A 20132-nucleotide genomic window follows, 5' to 3' on the forward strand; every position below is an offset into this window, starting at 1 on the left:
GTCAGGGACGCGCGCAGGACGGGAGTTGCCATGTATTACGGTTTTGACATCGGCGGCAGCAAAATCGAACTGACGGTGTTTGATGCCGGCCTGACGCCGGTATGGAATATCCGGGTGGCTACGCCGCGCGAAGATTATGACGCGCTGCTGCATACGCTGGCGGCGCTGACCGCCCAGGCGGATAGCCTGAGCGGCGCGGCGGGCAAGATCGGCGTCGGCGTGCCGGGGCTGCAGAGCGGCGAGGACGGCGCGCTATTCACCGCCAATCTGCCGGCCACCATGGGGCGGCCGCTACGGCGCGATCTGAGTCAGCTGCTGCGTCGCGAGGTGCGTATTGCGAACGACGCCAGCTGTTTCGCGCTGTCCGAAGCCTGGAACCCGGCATGTCGCGCTTACCCCGTGGTCCTGGGCATCATTCTCGGCACCGGCATGGGCGGCGGGCTGGTGGTGAACGGCCGGCTGGTCAGCGGCCGCAACGGCATGACCGGCGAATTCGGCCATTTGCGCTTGCCGGTCGATGCGCTGGAGATCCTCGGCCGCGATATTCCGCGCGTGGCGTGCGGCTGCGGCCAGTACGGCTGTATCGAAAATTATCTGTCGGGACGCGGCTTCGAATGGTTGTATCAGCATTTTTACCACGAACAGGTGGCCGCGCCGCAGCTGATAGAGCGCTACCGCGCGGCAGATGAGCGGGCCAGCGAACATGTCGGACGCTATGTGGCGGCGCTGGCCGTCTGCCTCGGCAATCTGCTGACCCTGTTCGATCCCGATTTGCTGGTGCTGGGCGGCGGCTTGTCGAATTTCAGTGAACTCTATACGCTGTTGCCGGAGAAACTGCCGGCCGCGCTTTTGCCGGTCGCGCGCTTGCCGCGCATCGAAAAGGCACGCTATGGCGACGCCGGCGGAGTACGCGGCGCGGCTTTGCTACACTTAATGGATGAATAACAGGAGCAGATATGCAAACGCGTCAGCGGTTGAACCGTTTTCATCAGGGGAAGCGTATGCGCCATCAACGCCTGCGGGCTCGTATTTTTCATCGTGATTATCTGGCCTCGAGCGAGGTGAAAAAACCTTATGTCGTGGTGCTGACCGGCGCGGGCATCTCCGCCGAGTCGGGTATTCGCACCTTTCGCGCCGCCGACGGCCTGTGGGAAGAGCATCGCGTCGAGGATGTCGCCACGCCGGAAGGTTTCCAGCGCGATCCGGCGCTGGTGCAGGCGTTCTACAATGCGCGCCGCCGCCAGCTGCAGCAGCCGGAGGTCGTGCCTAATGCCGCGCATCTGGCGCTGGCCAATCTGGAGACGATGCTGGGCGACCATTTTCTGCTGGTGACGCAAAATATTGATAATCTGCACGAGCGGGCAGGCAGCCAGCGCATTATTCATATGCACGGCGAACTGTTGAAAGTGCGCTGCAGCCGCAGCGGGCAAATTTTTGAGCGGCACAACGACCTGGCGCCGGACGAACGCTGTCACTGTTGCCAGTTTCCGGCGCCGCTGCGTCCGCATATTGTATGGTTCGGCGAAATGCCGCTGGAGATGGATCGCATTTACCAGGCGCTGGCGCGAGCCGACTATTTCATCGCCATCGGCACGTCAGGCCATGTTTATCCGGCGGCCGGTTTCGTGCAGGAAGCGCACGCGCACGGCGCCTGGACGCTTGAGCTCAATCTCGAACCCAGCCAGGTCGAAAGCCAGTTCGATGAAAAGATCTACGGTCCCGCCAGCGAGGTGGTGCCTGAGTTTGTCAGCGCATGGCTGACCGGACGCAAGAAAATCCAGTTTTAGGCTGTCATTATTCCGTTCTGGAATAATTAATAATATTTATATTCTTTTCTTAATCAGCCGGGATCGTTAGTATCCCGCTGAGTCAATCGCTACCACATCTTTCACTATTGCCGAACGGAAGAAAAGGCCATTTCTGGCACGATATGTTTATAATAGGGGCCATTTAACGCCTTGATGATTAAAGGATGAGCAATAACAGTGGGATGTGCTAAACAATGATTACTCTTTCGAATGTCTCCAAAGTATTCGATAGCGCCAGCGGCCGCATCAGCGCGCTGCAGGACGTGAATTTGACGGTGGACGCCGGTCAAATCTACGGCATTATCGGTTACAGCGGGGCAGGTAAAAGTACGCTGATCCGTTTGTTGAATGGGCTGGAAACGCCGACCACGGGCTCAATTGTGGTAAATGGGCAGGACATCGCCAAAGCCAGCCACAGCGAACTGCGTCGCGCCCGGTTGCGCATCAGCATGGTCTTTCAGCATTTCAATTTGCTGTGGTCGCGCACGGTTAGCGAAAATATCGCCTTTTCGATGCAGATTGCCGGCGTGGCGAGAAACAACATTAACGCGCGCGTAGCCGAATTAGTGGCGCTGGTGGGGCTGCAGGGACGTGAAAACGCCTATCCATCCCAGCTCAGCGGCGGGCAGAAACAGCGTGTAGGGATCGCCAGAGCGCTGGCCAATAACCCGGTGGTGCTGCTGTGCGACGAAGCGACGTCGGCGCTCGATCCGCAAACCACCGACTCGATCCTTGAGCTGTTGCTTGATATCAACCGCAAGCTGAATCTGACTATCGTGCTGATCACCCATGAAATGCACGTGGTGCGCAAAATTTGCCAGCGCGTGGCGGTGATGGAAAACGGCCGCATCGTCGAAGAAGGTCAGGTGCTGGATGTGTTTACCCATCCGCAGCAGGCGGTGACGCAGCAGTTTGTTAAACAGGTTACGCAGTATAAAGATACGGAAGATGCGTTTAACCCGCTGCTGATCCAGGGGCTGCCGGGCGTGATCGTGAAATTAACCTTTGTGGGCGTCCAGACGCGGCAGCCGGTGATTTCCGAATTGATCCAGCGTCACGGGCTGACGATCAATATACTGCACGGCAAGATCACCCAGACCTTAAACGGCGCTTTCGGCGAGCTTTACGTACATGTAGAGGGCGATGACGCCCGGATACAGGATATGCTGGCATTTGTGACTGAAAAAAATATTACGGCCGAGGTGATTGAACATGCCTGATTCACTGTTTCCTCACCTGCAAATCGACCGTCTGGTAGATGCGACGTACGAAACGATTTACATGACCGTTTTTTCCGGCCTGGCGACGTTTGTCTTAGGGATTATTCTGGGCGTACTGTTATTTCTGACCTCGAAGGGGCAGCTGCTGCAAAACCGGTTGATTTATGCGCTGGTATCGACGGTGGTTAACGTATTTCGCTCAATCCCGTTCATTATCCTGATTGTATTGCTGATCCCGTTCACCCGCTCGCTGGTCGGCACTATTCTCGGGGTGAATGCCGCGCTGCCGGCGCTGATCATCGGCGCGGCGCCGTTTTACGCGCGGCTGGTGGAAATCGGCCTGCGCGAAGTGGATAAAGGCGTGATCGAGGCGGCGCGTTCGATGGGCGCGCGCATCGGCACTATTATTTTCCGGGTTCTGTTACCGGAATCATCGCCAGCGCTGGTGTCCGGTATTACCGTGACCCTGATCGCGCTGGTGGGCTATACCGCAATGGCGGGGGTGATTGGCGCGGGAGGGCTGGGCAATCTGGCCTACCTGGAAGGCTTCCAGCGTAATCATGGCGACGTTACGCTGGTCGCCACGGTCACGATTCTACTGCTGGTGTTCATTATTCAGCTTATTGGCGACACCATTACGGCAGCACTCGATAAACGGTAATCTTGTTAAAGGAATGAAGATGATGAAGACGCGCAATATTTTAATGCTGGCCTATGCCTCTCTGACTGCACTCAGCCTGACCGCGTTTTCAGCGGCGGCTAACACCAAACTGTCTGTCGGTGCGTCCAACGTGCCGCACGCCGAGATTCTCGAGCAGGCGAAACCGATTTTAGCCAAAGAAGGCATCGATCTGAAAATCACGCCGTTCCAGGACTACATCCTGCCAAACACCGCGCTGGCGAGTCGCGATATCGACGCCAACTATTTCCAGCACGTTCCCTATATGGAAAGCGTGATTAAGGATCACGCCGGCGACAAGAATTATGACTTTGTCAGCGCAGGGGCGATTCACATTGAGCCGATCGGTATTTATTCGAAAAAGTACAAAAGTCTGCAGGATTTGCCGGATAACGGCAAAATCATTCTGGGCGACGCGGTAGCGGAAGAAGGTCGTATTCTGTCGATTTTTGAAAAAGCCGGCGTGATTAAGCTGAAGCCTGGTGTGAAACGCGTTGATGCGCGCATCGGCGATATCGTGGAAAACCCGAAACGCCTGAAGTTCCTGCCGAGCGTGGAACGCGGTCTGCTGCCGCAGGTGTATGCCAACAATGAAGGGGATGCCGTGGTGATTAACGCTAACTATGCGATTGACGCCGGGCTGAATCCGACCACCGATCCGATCGCCATCGAAAGCGGCGAGGATAACCCTTACGCCAATATCATCACCGTACACCGCGGCGACGAAAATAAGCCTGAAATCAAAGCGCTGGTCAATGTCCTGCATTCCAAAGCGATTCAGGATTTTATTAAAGAAAAATACAAGGGCGCGGTTATTCCGGTCAGCCAGTAAACAGACGGTTACCATCCGACAAGCGGCGCCTTCTGGCGCCGTTTTTTGTCTTTAGAAAACCCCAGCCAGGTCGGGGATTCCGTTTGTCGCGGTTCTAACCACCGATCAGGGAGACGGTGACTGTTGCTGTGGATCTATCGCCCGAAGAAAGCCGGAGAGAAAATGTTTCGTCTTACGCCGGGATGACTCACGGAAGCAGTAACGTTTCTTTATCGGTCATGCATTCAGGAACAATGCGAAGAGACGGCGTTTAGCCCCTTTTCAGCGAGCCGAGTCACGGCTGCCTTCCATGAAGGCGGATTTTTGTTTCTGCGCGGACCATTGCTGACATTCGCCGACCTGGTCAAAAGGCAGCGTGGCGGAATGATTGAAAAAACTAAACTCGCATTCGCGACAGCGCGCGATGCGCGCAGGGTTAACTCGCGCGGCGGGACGACGGGACCGCAGGCGTAACCAGAGGTGGCGGATAAAACGTCGCATAGCGTCACTCTCATCGCGGGTCGATGGACACAGACTAAGCGTAGTCGGTTGTTTATAAAATAACCAGCAACATTCTGAATTCAGCGGTTCGCCGGCGCCGCCATTCTCGCCGGCCGTGCGCGTCGTGCCTGTCGTTCACGACCCGGGCGGACAACCCGGTGGACAGGCGAGAACAATTGCGTTTAAGTGACCTGCGGGCCGGCGCACCTCGCATGGCCCGAGTCGGTAGTAAACCGCTTATCATAACCGGAAGGATAGACACCATGAGCCAGAGCCTGTACCAAATCGCAGTGAAAGATATCGCCGGCCAGCCAACGACGCTCGACAGTCTGCGCGGCCAGGTTTTGCTGATTGTTAACGTCGCCTCGCAGTGCGGTCTGACCAGACAGTATGAAGCGCTGGAAACGCTGTATGAACGCTGGCGCGAACAGGGATTCAGCGTGCTGGGTTTTCCATCCAATGAATTCGCCGGGCAGGAACCGGGCAGCGACGAAGAGATTCAGGCCTTTTGCCGCGGCACCTTCGGCGTGCAGTTCCCGATGTTCAGCAAGATTCAGGTTAATGGCGCGCAGCGTCACCCGCTGTATCAGGCGCTGATCGCGGCGCAGCCGCAAGCGACGCGGCCGGACGACAGCGATTTCTACCAGCGGCGGGTCAGCAAGGGGCAGGGGCCGCAGCATCCTTCGGATATCCTGTGGAATTTTGAAAAATTTCTCATCGGTCGCGACGGCGCCGTCGCCGCGCGTTTTGCGCCGGATATGACGCCGGACGCTCCGCAGATCGTCGCGGCGATTAAGCAGGCGCTGGCGCAGTGACGGCGGGCGCCGCGCCGGCCGGCAATGACGCTTGCCTGTTTCACGCGATCGGCGCTAGATTAGAGTTAAATATCATTCTGATAGCGGCAGTCCGTACGCTGCCCGGAGCCGGGACGACATGATGCGATTAACTCACTGGCTGATTCTGGCAAGTTTGATCCTGGCTGGCTGCAGCAGCCATGCGCCGCCGCCCAACGCTCGCCTGAGCGATTCGATCACGGTCATCGCCGAACTGAATGACCAATTACGTCAGTGGCGCGGTACGCCTTATCGCTATGGCGGTCTGAACCGACGCGGCGTCGACTGCTCGGGGTTCGTCTATCTGACTTACCGCGACCGTTTTGGCATGCAGCTGCCGCGCAGTACCGAAGCGCAAACGGAAATCGGCACGCGCATCAGTCGCGACGAGCTGTTGCCTGGCGATCTGGTGTTCTTTAAAACCGGCAGCGGGGAGAACGGCCTGCACGTCGGTATCTACGACACCGATGATCAGTTCATCCATGCCTCAACCAGCAGGGGCGTGATGCGTTCTTCGCTGGACAACGTGTACTGGAAGCGCGCTTACTGGCAGGCGCGCCGCATCTGACCGTCGGATCTGCCGCCGACGCTTCGGGCGCCGGCGGTTTCCAACCTCCCCACCGCGATCTTTAGCCGCGTTGCGCGCGCCCGTCGTCATCGTCATAACGAAAAAACGGTCAGCTCAGCGGATTGATAATATTCATCTATTTGGCACAGACTTTTGCAGTCTGTGCGCCGGGAAAAAATTTAATTGTTTTTAAATTTTTTTGCGATATAAAAGTGAAGAACCCATTCCGTCAGTCGGTGGTTTTTTTTGCCGCGGTATTCAATTTCTTGCTGACGAATATTTAAGACCGTAAAGTCGATTATTTCCTGAACGATATTTACTCTCAGCGGAAAATAAGCACTATACTCTAAATAATTCGAGTTGCAGGGCAAAACGTTATCGTTTTGAACACCGCAACACGGTGGTTCATTACGGGCTAGACTCGTTTATGCGATCCGTCACGCGGTAAAGGAGCGACAAATTGGTCGGGAACGAATTTGAACGGCCAACGGCTGGCCTTCGGTGAGCGACAGGATGTCTCCCATTATTTCGATGCGCATGCGCCAGTCAGTGATTCGGCGGGCCGCTCAGGCGCCGCCATGCGGGATACTGACGTGTCGCGGGCATAACAAGACTCATTTCACTTTGACTATTCTGGCTGTATAACATGCGAATTCGGTTAGATGTAGATTACATTAGCAGCTATGTGTTCTGGCCGATTTATCGTCCGGACATGCGGTTACTGGCGCTGGAGATGATGCCGCGCTTCAATAGCGGCGACGGCGCGTTGAGCATCCATAAGGAAATTCTCGTTCCCCAACTGAGCGTTGAACAAAAACAGACGATGCTGCTGGAGCAATTATCCTTCATTAAAAGTAATGCCGACTGGTTTATCCGGAATCAGATTATTCTGGTGATAAAAGTTGATCAGGACAGGGTACGAAGAATAATCCGGGATGAGGCGCTGAGGACCGATATTAATAACGCTCCCTTTATTCAATTCGAAATAAATGAGAATTTTCCCAACCTTTCGCTGGGCAAAGAGAATAAAAACCTGGCCACGCTGAGTCGCTATTTTACGCTGTGGCTGGATAATCTGGGCTCGGGTAAAAGTAACCTGAAAGCGCTGTATGACAATTTGTTCGGCTATGTCAAAATCGACCAAAATCTCGTGCGCGAGATATTTTCTATTCCCTCGCGCGCGGCCATGAGCGACGCGTTATTACGCCAGATAAAAAGCGATAATTGCAGCGTGATAGCCAAAGGCATTGATAGCGATGAATATCTTGCCCGCAGTCAACAGCTCGGCGTCGACGCTCTGCAGGGAAGTCTGTGGCCGCCGGTCGGTCTGGAGGCGCTTGATAGCCTGCTGATCGGCGACGTGCGGACATAAATTCCGCGCCGGGCGGCGCAGTAGCCTTACTCTTCGTCGGTGTTCTTTCGCCGCGCCTGGCTCTACACTGATTATCCTGCCGGCGGAGGGGTTATGGCACAGTATCCACAGTTCAATCATCATTATTTCACCGAACTTCCCGGTTTTTATACGGCGTTGACGCCGACGCCGCTAGCGGGCGCGCGTTTGCTGTATCACAGCGCGCCGCTGGCCGATACGCTTGGGCTGGATGACGCGTGGTTCAGCGCGGAGAATGCGCCGCTGTGGAGCGGTGAGCGTCTGTTGCCCGGCATGCAGCCGCTGGCGCAGGTGTATAGCGGCCATCAGTTCGGCGTCTGGGCCGGTCAACTGGGCGACGGACGGGGGATTCTGCTCGGCGAACAGCAACTGCCGGACGGCCGCTGTTTTGACTGGCACCTGAAAGGCGCCGGGTTAACGCCGTATTCACGCATGGGCGACGGGCGGGCGGTGTTGCGTTCGGTCATCCGCGAGTTTCTTGCCTCTGAGGCGATGCATGCGCTGTCGATTCCGACCACCCGGGCGCTGACCATCGTCGCCAGCGATCAACCGGTGCAGCGCGAAACGGTCGAAACGGGCGCCATGCTGCTGCGGGTGGCGGAAAGCCACGTGCGCTTCGGCCATTTCGAGCACTTTTACTATCGAGGCGAGCCAGAGAACGTACGCCGTCTGGCGGATTACGTGATAGCCCGTCATTGGCCGCAGTGGCGAGACGGCGGCGAGCGTTACTCGTTGTGGTTTCGTGATGTGGTGGAGCGTACGGCGCGCCTGATCGCCGCCTGGCAGGCGGTCGGTTTCGCTCACGGCGTGATGAATACGGATAACATGTCGATTCTCGGCCTGACCATCGATTACGGCCCCTGGGGTTTTCTTGACGATTATCAGCCGGGCTATATCTGCAACCATACCGATCGTCAGGGGCGTTATGCGTTCGATAATCAGCCGGCGGTGGCGCTGTGGAATTTATATCGTCTGGCGCAGTCTTTATCGCAACTGATGACGTCAGAACAGCTGGAGGCTGCGCTGGCGCTCTACCAGCCGGCGCTGATGCGGGCGTTCGGCGAAAAAATGCGCGCCAGGCTGGGGTTCGCCCGCGCCGATGAGGAGGATAACGCGATTCTCAGCGGCTTACTGAATCTGATGCAGCGCGAAGGGCGAGACTATAGCCGGGTTTTCCGTTTACTGAGCGACGGCGAGCAGCACAGCGCCGCCACGCCGCTGCGCGATGAATTTATCGATCGCGAGGCTTTCGACACCTGGTATACTCAGTGGCGACGGCGGCTGGCGCGGGAAAATCGCGATGACGAGCAGCGCCAGCGGGCGATGAAAGCGGTCAACCCGCGGCTGATTCTGCGTAACTATCTCGCGCAGCAGGCGATCGAGCAGGCGGAGCAAGGCGAAGTGAGTCGCCTGACGCGTCTGCATCAGGCGTTGAGCGATCCTTTCCGCGATGATGCGACGCAGGACGATCTGGCCGCGCCGCCGCCGGAGTGGGGCAAACATCTGCAGATCTCCTGCTCCAGCTAGGGCTATCGCCGCAGGTAAACCTGCGGCAGCGGGTTTTCCGGATGGCGATTCACGCCGATATCCGCCTGGTACCAGCGGGTGAGAATGTCCGCCTGCAGAACGTCATCCGCCGCGCCCTGCGCCACCAGCCTGCCTTCATGCAGCAGCAAAATTCGGTCGGCGTATAGCGCGGCCAGATTGAGATCGTGCAGCACGCAGCAGATGGCCAGCGGTTGTTGGCGGGTCAGCAGACGCAGCAGACGCAGCAGATGTTGCTGGTGATAGAGATCGAGCGCGGAGGTCGGTTCATCCAGAAACAGCCAACCCGGCGTCGGCTGAGCATGCCACAGTTGCGCCAGCACGCGCGCCAGCTGAACCCGCTGCTGTTCGCCGCCGGACAGTCGGCGATAGTCGCGGTCGGCCAGCTGCGCGCAGCTGGTTTGCGTCATCACCTGACGGACTATCTCATCATCGTCGCGCCGGGGGCCGCCGTACGGCGCGCGGCCCATGGCGACCACTTCTCGCACGCTGAACGGAAAGGACAGCGTGCTGTGCTGGCGCATTACCGCCCGCGTGCGCGCCAGTTCGACCGGCGGCCATGACGTCAGCGCCTTGCCCTGCAGGCGGCACTCTCCGCGCTGCGGCGTCAGATAGCCGGTCAGCAGGCGCAGCAGCGTGGATTTGCCTGCGCCGTTCGGTCCGATAAGCGCCACGATTTCGCCGCTGTCGACCCGCAGCGAGACATCCCCGATCAAACCGCGACCGGCGGCGTGATAGCACAGGTCTGTGGCGATCAGCGCATTATTCATCGCCGTATCCTTTGTACTGCAAAATCAGCCAGAGAAAATAGGGCCCGCCCAGCAGGCTGGTCAGCAGGCCGACCGGCATTTCCGCCGGCGCCAGCAGCGTTCTGGCCAGCGTGTCGGCGCCGAGCAGCAGACCGGCGCCGCTGAGGATGGCGCCCGGCAGCAACCAGCGATGATCGGCGCCTATCCGCATGCGGATCAGGTGCGGGATGACCAGACCGATAAAGCCAATCACCCCGCTGACGGCAACGGCGCAGCCGACCAGCAGCGCGCTGAGCAGCAGCAAAATTCGGCGGGTGAGCGCCACATTAACGCCAAGATAATGCGCCTCTTCGTCGCCCAGCTGCATTAAATTCAGCCGGCGCGCCTGACGCTGGATCAACAGCATCGCCGGCAGTATCAGCGAGGCGGCGACCAGCAGCATCGGCCACTGCGCCTGTCCCAGACTGCCCATGGTCCACAGGGAAAACTGACGCAGTTGTTGATCGTTACTGATATAAATCAGCACGCCGATGGCGGCGATGCACAGCGCATTCAGGGCGATGCCGGCCAGCAACAGACGCGCCAGTCCGCCGTTGCCGCTACGGTTGATGGCAAAGATAAAGGCGGTGATGGTAAGACTGCCGATAAAGGCGGCGAACATCGGGCTATAGAGCGCGAGCAGCGGCGGCAGGCCGAGCGGCAGCACCAGCGTCAGCGCGACGCACAGCGCCGCGCCGCTGCTGATGCCCAGCAGACCGGGATCGGCGAGCGGATTGCGAAACAGTCCCTGCATGACGGCGCCGGACAGCGCCAGCGCGCCGCCGACCAGAATCGCCAGCAGCACGCGGGGCAGTCGAATGTGCAGCCAGATATGCCAGAGCGGATCGCTCAGCGGCGTTTGCCACAGGGTGCGCAAAGAGAGCGTCAGCGCGCCGGTATTGGCGGCGCCGACGGCTAATATCAGCAAAATAATCAGCAGTCCGCCCAGCGTATAGTATGGAGGACGAAGTGAACTCATGGGATTTGTTCTGCCGCCTTACGCAGGTTCTGAAGCAGGGCGGGGGTGTCCAGCGTGAAGCCGAGCAGCGCCATATCGTCCACCACCAGCAGGCGATGATTTTTACCCGCCGGGGTCAGCGCCAGTCCGGGCAGGCGCCACACCTGCTGTTCGCCGCCCAGCGTTTTGAGTCCTTCGGCGGTGATCAGCAGCAGATCCGGCGCGCTGGCGATGACGCCTTCCTGCGACAGCGGCTGATAGCGGACTACGCCCTGCATGGCGTTTTGCAGCCCGGCCGCGCGGATGACGACATCGGCGGCGGTGTTCTGTCCGGCGGCCATCGCGACCATTCCGCTGTGGCTCATGACAAACAAGGCCTTAACCGGCAGCGGGCTGTTGTTCAGGCCGGTCAGCTGGTTTTGATATTTTTCAACCAGCGCCTTGCCTTCGGTTTCGCGCCCCAGCGCTTTGGCGATCACGCTGATTTTTTGCGGCACGCTGTCCAGATTTTGCTGCGCCGGGACGCGCACCAGCGGCGTACCGCTGTCGGCGACCTGCTGCAGCACCAGCGACGGCTGCGACAGCTCGCTGGCGATGACCAGCGACGGTTTCAGCGCCAGAATGCCCTCGGTATTGAGCTGGCGCATATAGCCGACGTCGGGCAGCGACCGCACCGATTCCGGCCGCAGGCTGGTGCTGTCGCGCGCCACCAGATCTTTTTCCGCGCCGAGCGCCGAGATGATTTCCGTCACGTCGCCGCCAATGGCGACGATGCGTTCTGCGGCGGCGCTAAACGGCAGCGTCAGCAGCAGGGGCCATAACCATGTTTTCATGCGGCCAGATCCTTTGGTTTAATGGCGGCCAGTTGATCGCGCCACTGCTGCTGTTCCGGCTGTCCTTCGGTGCGCTGACCGAACAGTTGGGCAATCTGCGTGCCGTCGGCGGCGAACAGTTCCAGGCTGGTCACGATGCCGTCCGCCGTCGGTTTGCGGTTGATCCAGCTTTCCGCAATCTCGCCTTCAATCAGGTGCAGCGTGAAATCTTTATTAAAGATATTGATCCATTGCTGATGTTGTTCCAGCCGTTCTACGCGTTCCAGCTGGCCGGTGAAGATTTGCACGCAGCCGCGGTTGCCGACGAAAACCATAATCTCATTGCCCGCGTCGCGGGCGGCGAACAGCAGCTGCGCCAGCGCGCTATTGTCCACCTGCCAGGCGAGATCGTCGCTGACGGCGCGGAAGGCCTGCTGACGGCTCAGGTTGTAGCGCCTGAGCAGCAGGAAAAACTGGTGAACGTCGGTCATGGCGCGCCAGTCGGCCTCAAACCGGCTTTTGTCCAGCGCGGCAAGGTCGTTGGCCGGAGCCGCCTGCGGCGCGGATGCCGGGCGCAGCGCCAGCGCGGGGTTATCATCAACGGCAAACTGGTCGATGAAGTGCCGCCAGGCGGCGCTATCGGTGGCTTCGGTGGGGTAGACCTTCAGGACCGCGTCGCCCTGATGATCGAAAAACTGAATGCTCTGGCGTTCGCCGCGTGCGGCGCTTTCCGTCAGGCAAAAGGCGAAGGCCCACTGATGCAGGAACAGACGCAGGTCGAGGCCGCGCGGATTCAGGATCAGACCGGCGTGGCCGTCCAGCGTCTGATTACGATAGTGCCCCACCTGTTCATGCACCGCGTAGCTATTGCGGGTGATCGATTTTGTTTCACCAACCTGTTCCAGCGCGGCCAGCCAACTGCGCGCGTCGCCCTGCAGACGCCGCGCATCGTGGCCTACGCGGGCATGCGTGAGTTCCGCCTCGCTGACCCTCAACTGACCGGCGATATCGCGCGCGTATTGTCGCGGGTTAGCCTGTTTTGCCTGCAGATACTGTTGATAAAGCGTAGTGCGCATGACGGGATCCTTACTTCACTCGATGGTTTGGAGCTGAAAAATAATGAGAATCATTTTCATGTAACAACAAAGTTACATCAAGTGAAATTTTCTTAATTTTGCGTAAAAAAAACGTGTGGATATCGATGGGGCTGTGTCAATCGATGAGAGGGTGCAGAAAGGCGCCGGGCGGGTCTGCCCCGCGCGGAACGGGGGATGCCGGCGACCTGCATGCGGGCCGCCGGGCCGGGATTAGACGCGGCCGTCCACCGCTTCCGCCAGTTGCTCCAGCAGTCGCTCGCTGTCGCGCCAGCCCAGACAGGGATCGGTGATGGACTGGCCGTAAGTCAGCGCCGACGGGGCGTTAAGCGACTGATTGCCTTCCAACAGAAAGCTTTCCGCCATCACCCCGGCGATGGCCGCCGAACCGGAGCGTATTTGCCGACAGACATCCTGCGCCACGTCCAGCTGGCGTCGGTGCTGTTTCTGGCAGTTGGCGTGGCTGAAATCGATAATCAGCCGTTGCGGCAGCGCGCAGGCGCCCAGTGCGGAGCAAGCCTGCGCGATATCGCCGGCGCTATAGTTGGGGTGTCGGCCGCCGCGCATAATCAGGTGGCCGAACGGGTTGCCGGACGACTGATAGACGGCGAGCCGCCCCTGCGGGTCAGGCGCCGCAAAGCAGTGCGCGGCGCCGGCGGCGCGTATCGCGTCAATGGCGATTTGGGTATTGCCGTCGGTGCCGTTTTTAAAACCCACCGGGCAAGCCAGGGCCGACGCCATCTGCCGGTGAATTTGGCTCTCGGTCGTGCGCGCGCCGATGGCCCCCCAACTGATCAGATCGGCAATATAGTGTACGGTCATCGTATCGAGAAATTCGGTGGCGGTCGGCAGACCGAGCCGGTTAATGTCCAGCAACAGACCACGCGCCAGCGCCAGTCCGTCGTTAATCCGAAAGCTGCCGTTTAACGCCGGATCGGAAACCAGTCCCTTCCAGCCGGTTACGCTGCGCGGCTTTTCGAAATAGGCGCGCATAACGATTTCGAGCCGTTGCCGATAGCGACGACGCAGCGGAGCCAGCCGACGCGCATAATCGAGCGCAGCGTCGGGGTCATGCAGAGAGCAGGGGCCGATAATCACCAGCAAACGGCGATCCTGTCCGGTCAGTATCTGTGCAATGGTTTTTCGTGACAATGTCACGTCTTCGGCGAGCGCCACGTCCAGCGGCAGTCGGGTCAGCAGCTCCTGAGGCGTAATCAACCCCCCGACGCGTGAACTGCGCCGTTCTTCGATTGCAGGCATGATTTTCTCTAAATTTTTTCTTCTCTGCGGCGGGATGCCGGGAAGTCATGCCTTCACGATAAACGAAACGGGCGGCAATTCAACCCGTCGGAGCAGAAAAATATCACCGTACTAGTACATTCTTCGGCGCAGGCCCTGCATATCGATGATTTTCGCGGAAATCTCTTCCACTGAGTAATTGGTGGTATTGATGTAGCGGATCTGATGTTTACGAAACAGCGATTCGACCTCGCGCAGTTCCATCCGGCACTGACGCAGCGAGGCGTAGCGGCTGTTGCCGCGCCGCTCTTCGCGGATGGCGGCCAGCCGTTCCGCGTCGATGGTCAGCCCAAACAGCTTATGCTGCAGCGGCCGCAGCGCCTCGGGCAACCGCAGGTTATCCATATCGTCGGCGATGAAGGGGTAGTTGGCGGCGCGGATACCGAATTGCATCGCCAGGTAGAGGCTGGTCGGTGTTTTGCCGCAGCGCGAGACGCCGAGCAGAATCACCTGCGCCTGATCGAGATTGCGCAGCGAGATGCCGTCGTCATGGGCCAGGGTATAGTCGATGGCGGCGATGCGCGCATCGTATTTGCCCAGGTTGTTGGCGGTCAGGCCGTGGGTGCGGTTGGCCACCGGTGCGGGCGGCAACCGCAGTTCCTGTTGTAACGGCGCCACCAGCGCCTGCACGATATCCTGACAGAAGCCGGCGCTGCCGTTGATGATATCGCGTACCGCCGGCGTGACGATGGAGTAAAACACCAACGGACGCACGCCCGACTGCTGGTACAGCGCGTTAATTTGTTCGCACACTGCTCTGGCGCGCGTTTCGTTTTCCACAAACGGCAGCGTATAGCTGGTGACGGTGACCGGAAACTGCGACAGCACCGCATGACCGAGCACTTCCGCCGTGATAGCCGTCCCGTCTGAAATATAAAACACGCTTCTTTCCATACCCGCTCCCGCTTCTGGTTACCATACGCCAGATTGCCCGCCGCGCTCTTCGGCGGTCGCCATTTACCGCGCGCCGCGCTCACCGGGCCGTCCTGCTTATCCTGCGCATGAGCTGAGCCATTACGCAAGAGGCGAATGCTGCGTGGATTTTTTTTATCAGGTTGATCGATTCACCTGTCCATAGTTTAGCAATCGTTATGCTACGCTCAGTTTGTCAGGATGGTTCCACCTGACGCGGCGGGCAGACGATGCGCCGCATCCAGCGCGCATCCCGGCCGTGTTTCGCTGTTGTTCAGTCCCCTATACTGTATTCAGAAAGGATTATTTTCGATGTCCAATAACGGCTCTGAATTATGCAATGTGCTCTGGTATAACCAGCTCGGCATGCATGACGTAGAACGGGTGGGCGGCAAGAATGCTTCCCTGGGTGAAATGATCACGAATCTGTCAGAACTGGGCGTGGCGGTGCCCAATGGGTTCGCCACTACCGCTCAGGCATTTAACGATTTTCTGAATCAAAGCGGCATCAATCAGCGTATTTATACGCTGCTGGATAGCACGAATATTGATGACGTCGCTCAACTGGCCCGCGCCGGCCAGCGTATCCGGCAGTGGATTATCGATACGCCGTTTCCGCCGGCGCTGGAGCAGGATATCCGCGCGGCCTACCTCCAGCTGTCCGACGGCGAGCCCGAGGCTTCGTTTGCCGTGCGCTCATCCGCCACGGCGGAAGATATGCCGGACGCCTCTTTCGCCGGCCAGCAGGAAACCTTCCTTAATGTGCAGGGGAGCGAGGCGGTGATGGTGGCGGTGAAGCATGTGTTCGCTTCGCTGTTTAACGACCGCGCCATCTCTTACCGCGTCCATCAGGGCTACGATCATCGCGGCGTGGCGCTGTCCGCCGGCGTGCAGCGCATGGTGCGCGCCGACCTGGCCGCATCCGGCGTAATGTTCACTATCGATACCGAGTCCGGCTTCGATCAGGTGGTGTTCATTACCGCGGCCTACGGGCTGGGCGAGATGGTAGTGCAGGGCGCGGTAAACCCGGATGAATTTTATGTGCACAAGCCGACGCTGCGCAACGGCAAACCGGCCATTGTGCGCCGCACCATGGGGTCGAAGAAGGTGCGAATGGTTTATGCGGACAGCCGACAGCACGGCGAGCAGGTGCGTATCGAAGACGTGCCGGCCGCGCAGTGCGACCGCTTTTGCCTCAGCGATGACGAAGTGCAGGCGCTGGCGCGCCAGGCGCTGCTGATTGAGCAGCATTACGGCCGGCCGATGGATATCGAATGGGCCAAAGACGGCCACAGCGGCAAACTCTATATTGTGCAGGCGCGTCCGGAAACCGTGCGTTCCGGCGGCCAGGTGATGGAGCGCTACCAGTTGCAGGGGCGCGGCGATGTCCTGGTCGAAGGGCGGGCGATCGGCCATCGCATCGGCGCGGGCGAAGTGAAGGTGATTCACGATATCAGCGAGATGCACCGCATTCAGCCCGGCGACGTACTGGTCACCGATATGACCGATCCGGATTGGGAACCGATCATGAAAAAAGCCGCCGCCATCGTGACTAATCGCGGCGGGCGCACCTGCCACGCCGCGATTATCGCCCGCGAGCTCGGTATTCCGGCGGTGGTCGGCTGCGGCGACGCGACCGGGCGCCTGCGGGAAAAACAAAAAGTGACCGTGTCCTGCGCCGAAGGCGACACCGGCTATGTTTACCATGACCTGCTGGACTTCAGCGTGAAGAGTTCGACTATCGATGAGCTGCCGGCTTTGCCGCTGAAGATCATGATGAATGTCGGCAACCCGGATCGCGCATTTGATTTCGCCTGTCTGCCGAATGAAGGCGTCGGTCTGGCGCGGCTGGAGTTCATCATCAATCGCATGATCGGCATCCATCCGCGCGCGCTGCTGGAGTACCAGCAGCAAACGCCGGAACTGCAGCGCGAGATCGACAGCCTGATCCATGGCTATGCCAGTCCGGTCGAATTTTATATCGGTCGGCTGACCGAAGGGATCGCCACGCTGGCGGCGGCGTTCTGGCCTAAGCGGGTGATTGTGCGGCTGTCGGATTTTAAATCCAACGAGTACGCCAACCTGCTCGGCGGCGAGCGCTACGAGCCGCACGAAGAGAACCCGATGTTGGGCTTTCGCGGCGCCGGGCGCTATGTGTCCGGGGAATTCCGGGCCTGCTTCGCGCTGGAGTGCGATGCGGTCAAACGCGTTCGTAACGAGATGGGGCTGACCAACGTCGAGATCATGATCCCGTTCGTGCGCACCGTGGAGCAGGCGGAGGCGGTGGTGGCCGGTCTGGCCGACCAGGGACTGCGGCGCGGCGAGAACGGCCTGAAGGTGATTATGATGTGCGAAATCCCGTCTAATGCGCTGCTGGCCGACCGCTTTCTTGAGCATTTCGACGGTTTTTCCATCGGCTCGAACGATATGACGCAGCTGGCGTTGGGGCTGGATCGCGATTCGGGCGTGGTCTCCGAACTGTTTGACGAACGCAACGATGCGGTTAAGGCGCTGTTGGCCATGGCGATTAAGGCGGCCAAACGGCAGGGGAAATATGTCGGCATCTGCGGCCAGGGGCCGTCCGATCACGAGGATTTCGCCGCCTGGTTGATGGAACAGGGCATCGACAGTCTGTCGCTGAACCCAGATACCGTAGTGCAAACCTGGGTGAATTTGGCTGAGCTAAATAGTCAGGGCAGGCATGTCTCCGCGCTGAAAAAAGAGTAAGATATTTACTGAAATCCGCCGGCGGTAATAAAATACCCCGGCGGATTTATTATTGTCTGATAATTATGCGCGACGCATCACGGTAATATTTTTTACCGTCCGGCGGATGGCGTAATTGCCGGCCGAAAAAAGATAAAAAAAAAGCCCATCACAGATGACGGGCAAAGACTACACACAGCAATTCGTTACATACGTTGACAGAGGGGATTAAACCTTCGTGATAAAACAAAAAGTTAAAATCAATCCTGTTGCGATTAATAATAGGAGAGCGTATTGAGACAGTCATTAAGAATCATCCTAATGCGTAATATCCAATAGCTGATGCGCGGCGCAAAGGCGGCAACGGCGTGAGTTTGGGGGGATTTATCCGTTTATTTAACGCGGCGGCTAAAAAATAACGGCAAGCGGCAGCGCGTCATGACATTTCGTCCAGACGCGGGGGTTTATTTTTATCGCAAAAGCGTTTTCGCCGGCGCAAATAGCGGCTCCGGGAGATAAAAGCGCGGCGGGAAAATACGCCGATCAATACGGCCGCGTCGGCTTTTACCCCGTCGCAAGCGCTAACCGGCCGGGAGTCGACGGCGCAGATACGGGGGCAACTATCGGCGAACAGCCAGCATCCGCACCAGCGGGCGTATTCTGTCCCCGTCTGTGGCCGCAGGGAAGGGGCGGGATTTTGCGGCAGTCCGAAACGGGCCGATAGCGTTCGGCCCGTTTTTGCTGCGCAGTACCGCCGTCGCGACTATTTTGATTCGGACGGGAAGGTTTTTACCTCGGATATTTTCCCCGGCGCCGGCGCCTCGCTCATCCATGCCGACATCAGGCGATAGGATACCGCCAGCACCACCGGGCCGATGAACAGGCCAATCATGCCGAACGCCAGCAGGCCGCCGATGACCCCGGACAGGATCAGCAGCATCGGCAAATCGGCGCCCATGCGGATCAGCACCGGACGCAGGAAGTTATCCAGCGTGCCGACGACGCAGCTCCAGATCAGCAGCACGGTGCCCCAACTGGTGTCGCCGCTCCAGTACAGCCAGATAATGGCCGGCACCAGAACCGGCAGCGGACCGAGCTGCGCGACGCAGAAGATAAACATCAGGACGGTCAGCAGCGTGGCGTAAGGAATGCCCGACACCGCAAGGCCGATACCGCCGAGAACCGACTGCACCAGCGCAGTCACCACCACGCCCAGCGCCACCGCGCGCACCGCGCGTCCGGCGAGGATCACGGCGGCGTCGGCGCGCTCGCCGCCCAGCCGGACGGCGAAGTGGCGGACGCCCTGCGCCACCTGTTCGCCGCGACTATAAAGCAGGATGCTGAACAAGACCATCAAGCCGCAGTGCATCAGAAAGCGTCCGATATGAGCGGCCTGCGCCACCATCCACGTCGCGGTCTGGCCGATATACGGCTGGACTTTGGCCAGCAATCCGCTGCTGCCGCTGGCCAGCAGCCCCTGCCAGCCGCTGTAAAGTTTATAGCCCACCACCGGGATGGATTTCAGCCATTCAAACGACGGCGGAGCGATCTTATCCTGGCTGGTGGCCCAGCCGACCAGCGTAGTGCTGTTTTCGACCACGCTGCCGACCAGCATGGCGATGGGCAACACAAACAGCAGCAGCAGCAGCAGGGTCATGACGATAACCGCCAGAGAGCGACGGCCCCACAGCCAGTGCTGAAATTTAAGCAGCAGCGGCCAGGTGGCGATCACCATCATGCTGGCCCAGGTAAAGCCCAGAATAAAAGGCTGCACCACCCAGAAACAGGCAATGATCATAATGGCGGTAAACAGCAGGGTGAAGAAAATCCCTGTCAGATCGAAACGCGGCGGTGAGTCTTTCATCAACGAATTTTACCTCTGTAAGCGGATGTCACTCCGCACTATGATGACGTTAGTCCGGTCTGCCGCAGGGGCAGCCGCAGTAATCATGAGTCATTTTAACCATTTTTGACAGCCCGGAGCGCGACGATACGCATTTAACCGGTTGATATCCCCTTTAACTTCCGGGTCGCGGGCGCGAGGGGCATTCGCGGCTAACGGGCGGGAAATTCACCGCGTCGACGTCGATTATCCGCTGTCTTTGGTTATCGGTTGACGCACAACGCACTGAAATATGATAAAACTTCAGTGAGTCCGGCAGCAGAGGCCCATAATCGCCCCGGCGGACTCCATGGACAATTCAGACA

The 20132-nt window shown here is 58.9% G+C and carries 17 protein-coding genes and 1 other RNA gene; 10 read left to right on the plus strand and 8 right to left on the minus strand.

Going from position 1 to position 20132, the window contains the following annotated elements; genetic code table 11:
• The first annotated feature begins 30 nt into the window (after positions 1-30).
• From nagK to FJU30_RS08290, 9 genes are all read left to right on the plus strand, one after another.
• Positions 31-945 (plus strand): N-acetylglucosamine kinase, encoded by a 915-nt coding sequence (nagK, locus tag FJU30_RS08250; RefSeq protein ID WP_150434491.1) that lies wholly within the window; start codon positions 31-33, stop codon positions 943-945.
• 11 nt (positions 946-956) lie between these two features.
• Positions 957-1787: a Sir2 family NAD+-dependent deacetylase gene (cobB, locus tag FJU30_RS08255; RefSeq protein WP_150434492.1), complete on the plus strand. Its 831-nt coding sequence runs from the start codon at positions 957-959 to the stop codon at positions 1785-1787.
• Between the two features lie 215 nt (positions 1788-2002).
• Positions 2003-3028 (plus strand): methionine ABC transporter ATP-binding protein, encoded by a 1026-nt coding sequence (locus FJU30_RS08260; protein WP_150434493.1) that lies wholly within the window; start codon positions 2003-2005, stop codon positions 3026-3028.
• Positions 3021-3689 (plus strand): methionine ABC transporter permease, encoded by a 669-nt coding sequence (locus FJU30_RS08265; protein ID WP_150434494.1) that lies wholly within the window; start codon positions 3021-3023, stop codon positions 3687-3689. Before FJU30_RS08260 ends, FJU30_RS08265 begins: the two co-directional genes overlap by 8 nt.
• 43 nt (positions 3690-3732) lie before the next feature.
• Positions 3733-4539 (plus strand): MetQ/NlpA family ABC transporter substrate-binding protein, encoded by an 807-nt coding sequence (locus FJU30_RS08270; protein ID WP_395858526.1) that lies wholly within the window; start codon positions 3733-3735, stop codon positions 4537-4539.
• A gap of 743 nt (positions 4540-5282) precedes the next feature.
• Entirely contained in the window at positions 5283-5834 is a 552-nt protein-coding gene (locus FJU30_RS08275) for a glutathione peroxidase (RefSeq protein ID WP_150434495.1), read from the plus strand.
• 121 nt (positions 5835-5955) lie between these two features.
• The gene (locus FJU30_RS08280; protein WP_150434678.1) at positions 5956-6420 is read left to right on the plus strand and encodes an NlpC/P60 family protein; all 465 of its coding nucleotides are present in this window, start codon (positions 5956-5958) and stop codon (positions 6418-6420) included.
• A gap of 646 nt (positions 6421-7066) precedes the next feature.
• Positions 7067-7792: an EAL domain-containing protein gene (locus FJU30_RS08285; protein ID WP_150434496.1), complete on the plus strand. Its 726-nt coding sequence runs from the start codon at positions 7067-7069 to the stop codon at positions 7790-7792.
• Between the two features lie 93 nt (positions 7793-7885).
• A complete protein-coding gene (locus FJU30_RS08290) occupies positions 7886-9337 on the plus strand; it encodes a protein adenylyltransferase SelO (protein WP_150434497.1) in 1452 nt (483 codons plus the stop codon).
• A gap of 2 nt (positions 9338-9339) precedes the next feature.
• On the opposite strand, the gene FJU30_RS08295 is transcribed toward FJU30_RS08290, so the two are convergent.
• The 6 genes from FJU30_RS08295 to ppsR all read right to left on the minus strand — a co-directional run bounded on the left by FJU30_RS08295 (position 9340) and on the right by ppsR (position 15200).
• Positions 9340-10125 carry a heme ABC transporter ATP-binding protein gene (locus FJU30_RS08295; RefSeq protein WP_150434498.1) on the minus strand — a complete coding sequence of 262 codons (786 nt, stop codon included), beginning with the start codon at positions 10123-10125 and terminating at the stop codon, positions 9340-9342.
• Positions 10118-11122, minus strand: a complete 1005-nt coding sequence (locus FJU30_RS08300; RefSeq protein WP_150434499.1) for a FecCD family ABC transporter permease — start codon at positions 11120-11122, stop codon at positions 10118-10120. The genes FJU30_RS08295 and FJU30_RS08300 overlap by 8 nt, the downstream gene beginning before the upstream one ends.
• The gene (locus tag FJU30_RS08305; protein WP_150434500.1) at positions 11119-11934 is read right to left on the minus strand and encodes a heme/hemin ABC transporter substrate-binding protein; all 816 of its coding nucleotides are present in this window, start codon (positions 11932-11934) and stop codon (positions 11119-11121) included. The genes FJU30_RS08300 and FJU30_RS08305 overlap by 4 nt, the downstream gene beginning before the upstream one ends.
• Positions 11931-12989, minus strand: a complete 1059-nt coding sequence (locus tag FJU30_RS08310) for a hemin-degrading factor (protein ID WP_150434501.1) — start codon at positions 12987-12989, stop codon at positions 11931-11933. Before FJU30_RS08310 ends, FJU30_RS08305 begins: the two co-directional genes overlap by 4 nt.
• A 231-nt stretch (positions 12990-13220) precedes the next feature.
• Positions 13221-14267 carry a 3-deoxy-7-phosphoheptulonate synthase gene (locus FJU30_RS08315; RefSeq protein WP_150434502.1) on the minus strand — a complete coding sequence of 349 codons (1047 nt, stop codon included), beginning with the start codon at positions 14265-14267 and terminating at the stop codon, positions 13221-13223.
• A gap of 111 nt (positions 14268-14378) precedes the next feature.
• On the minus strand, positions 14379-15200 hold the full coding sequence (gene ppsR, locus FJU30_RS08320; RefSeq protein ID WP_150434503.1) for a posphoenolpyruvate synthetase regulatory kinase/phosphorylase PpsR: 822 nt from the start codon (positions 15198-15200) through the stop codon (positions 14379-14381).
• 330 nt (positions 15201-15530) lie between these two features.
• Here ppsR and ppsA point away from each other — a divergent pair, with 330 nt between their 5' ends.
• Positions 15531-17945, plus strand: a complete 2415-nt coding sequence (gene ppsA / locus FJU30_RS08325) for a phosphoenolpyruvate synthase (protein ID WP_150434504.1) — start codon at positions 15531-15533, stop codon at positions 17943-17945.
• Positions 17946-18078: 133 nt separating this feature from the next.
• On the opposite strand, the gene rprA is transcribed toward ppsA, so the two are convergent.
• Positions 18079-18194, minus strand: an RNA gene (gene rprA / locus FJU30_RS08330) — antisense sRNA RprA.
• Positions 18195-18687: 493 nt separating this feature from the next.
• On the minus strand, positions 18688-19788 hold the full coding sequence (gene ydiK, locus FJU30_RS08335) for an AI-2E family transporter YdiK (protein WP_395858520.1): 1101 nt from the start codon (positions 19786-19788) through the stop codon (positions 18688-18690).
• Between the last annotated feature and the right edge of the window lie 344 nt (positions 19789-20132).

It is taken from the genome of Affinibrenneria salicis (assembly GCF_008710095.1).

Coding starts and splice junctions, on each gene's coding strand:
- FJU30_RS08315 (WP_150434502.1), bottom strand. CDS start 14,267: ATGCCTGCAATCGAAGAACGGCGCAGTTCACGCGTCGGGGGGTTGATT.
- FJU30_RS08310 (WP_150434501.1), bottom strand. CDS start 12,989: ATGCGCACTACGCTTTATCAACAGTATCTGCAGGCAAAACAGGCTAAC.
- ppsA (WP_150434504.1), top strand. CDS start 15,531: ATGTCCAATAACGGCTCTGAATTATGCAATGTGCTCTGGTATAACCAG.
- FJU30_RS08290 (WP_150434497.1), top strand. CDS start 7,886: ATGGCACAGTATCCACAGTTCAATCATCATTATTTCACCGAACTTCCC.
- FJU30_RS08300 (WP_150434499.1), bottom strand. CDS start 11,122: ATGAGTTCACTTCGTCCTCCATACTATACGCTGGGCGGACTGCTGATT.
- FJU30_RS08265 (WP_150434494.1), top strand. CDS start 3,021: ATGCCTGATTCACTGTTTCCTCACCTGCAAATCGACCGTCTGGTAGAT.
- ppsR (WP_150434503.1), bottom strand. CDS start 15,200: ATGGAAAGAAGCGTGTTTTATATTTCAGACGGGACGGCTATCACGGCG.
- FJU30_RS08305 (WP_150434500.1), bottom strand. CDS start 11,934: ATGAAAACATGGTTATGGCCCCTGCTGCTGACGCTGCCGTTTAGCGCC.
- cobB (WP_150434492.1), top strand. CDS start 957: ATGCAAACGCGTCAGCGGTTGAACCGTTTTCATCAGGGGAAGCGTATG.
- ydiK (WP_395858520.1), bottom strand. CDS start 19,788: ATGAAAGACTCACCGCCGCGTTTCGATCTGACAGGGATTTTCTTCACC.
- FJU30_RS08260 (WP_150434493.1), top strand. CDS start 2,003: ATGATTACTCTTTCGAATGTCTCCAAAGTATTCGATAGCGCCAGCGGC.
- FJU30_RS08280 (WP_150434678.1), top strand. CDS start 5,956: ATGCGATTAACTCACTGGCTGATTCTGGCAAGTTTGATCCTGGCTGGC.
- nagK (WP_150434491.1), top strand. CDS start 31: ATGTATTACGGTTTTGACATCGGCGGCAGCAAAATCGAACTGACGGTG.
- FJU30_RS08270 (WP_395858526.1), top strand. CDS start 3,733: ATGCTGGCCTATGCCTCTCTGACTGCACTCAGCCTGACCGCGTTTTCA.
- FJU30_RS08295 (WP_150434498.1), bottom strand. CDS start 10,125: ATGAATAATGCGCTGATCGCCACAGACCTGTGCTATCACGCCGCCGGT.
- FJU30_RS08275 (WP_150434495.1), top strand. CDS start 5,283: ATGAGCCAGAGCCTGTACCAAATCGCAGTGAAAGATATCGCCGGCCAG.
- FJU30_RS08285 (WP_150434496.1), top strand. CDS start 7,067: ATGCGAATTCGGTTAGATGTAGATTACATTAGCAGCTATGTGTTCTGG.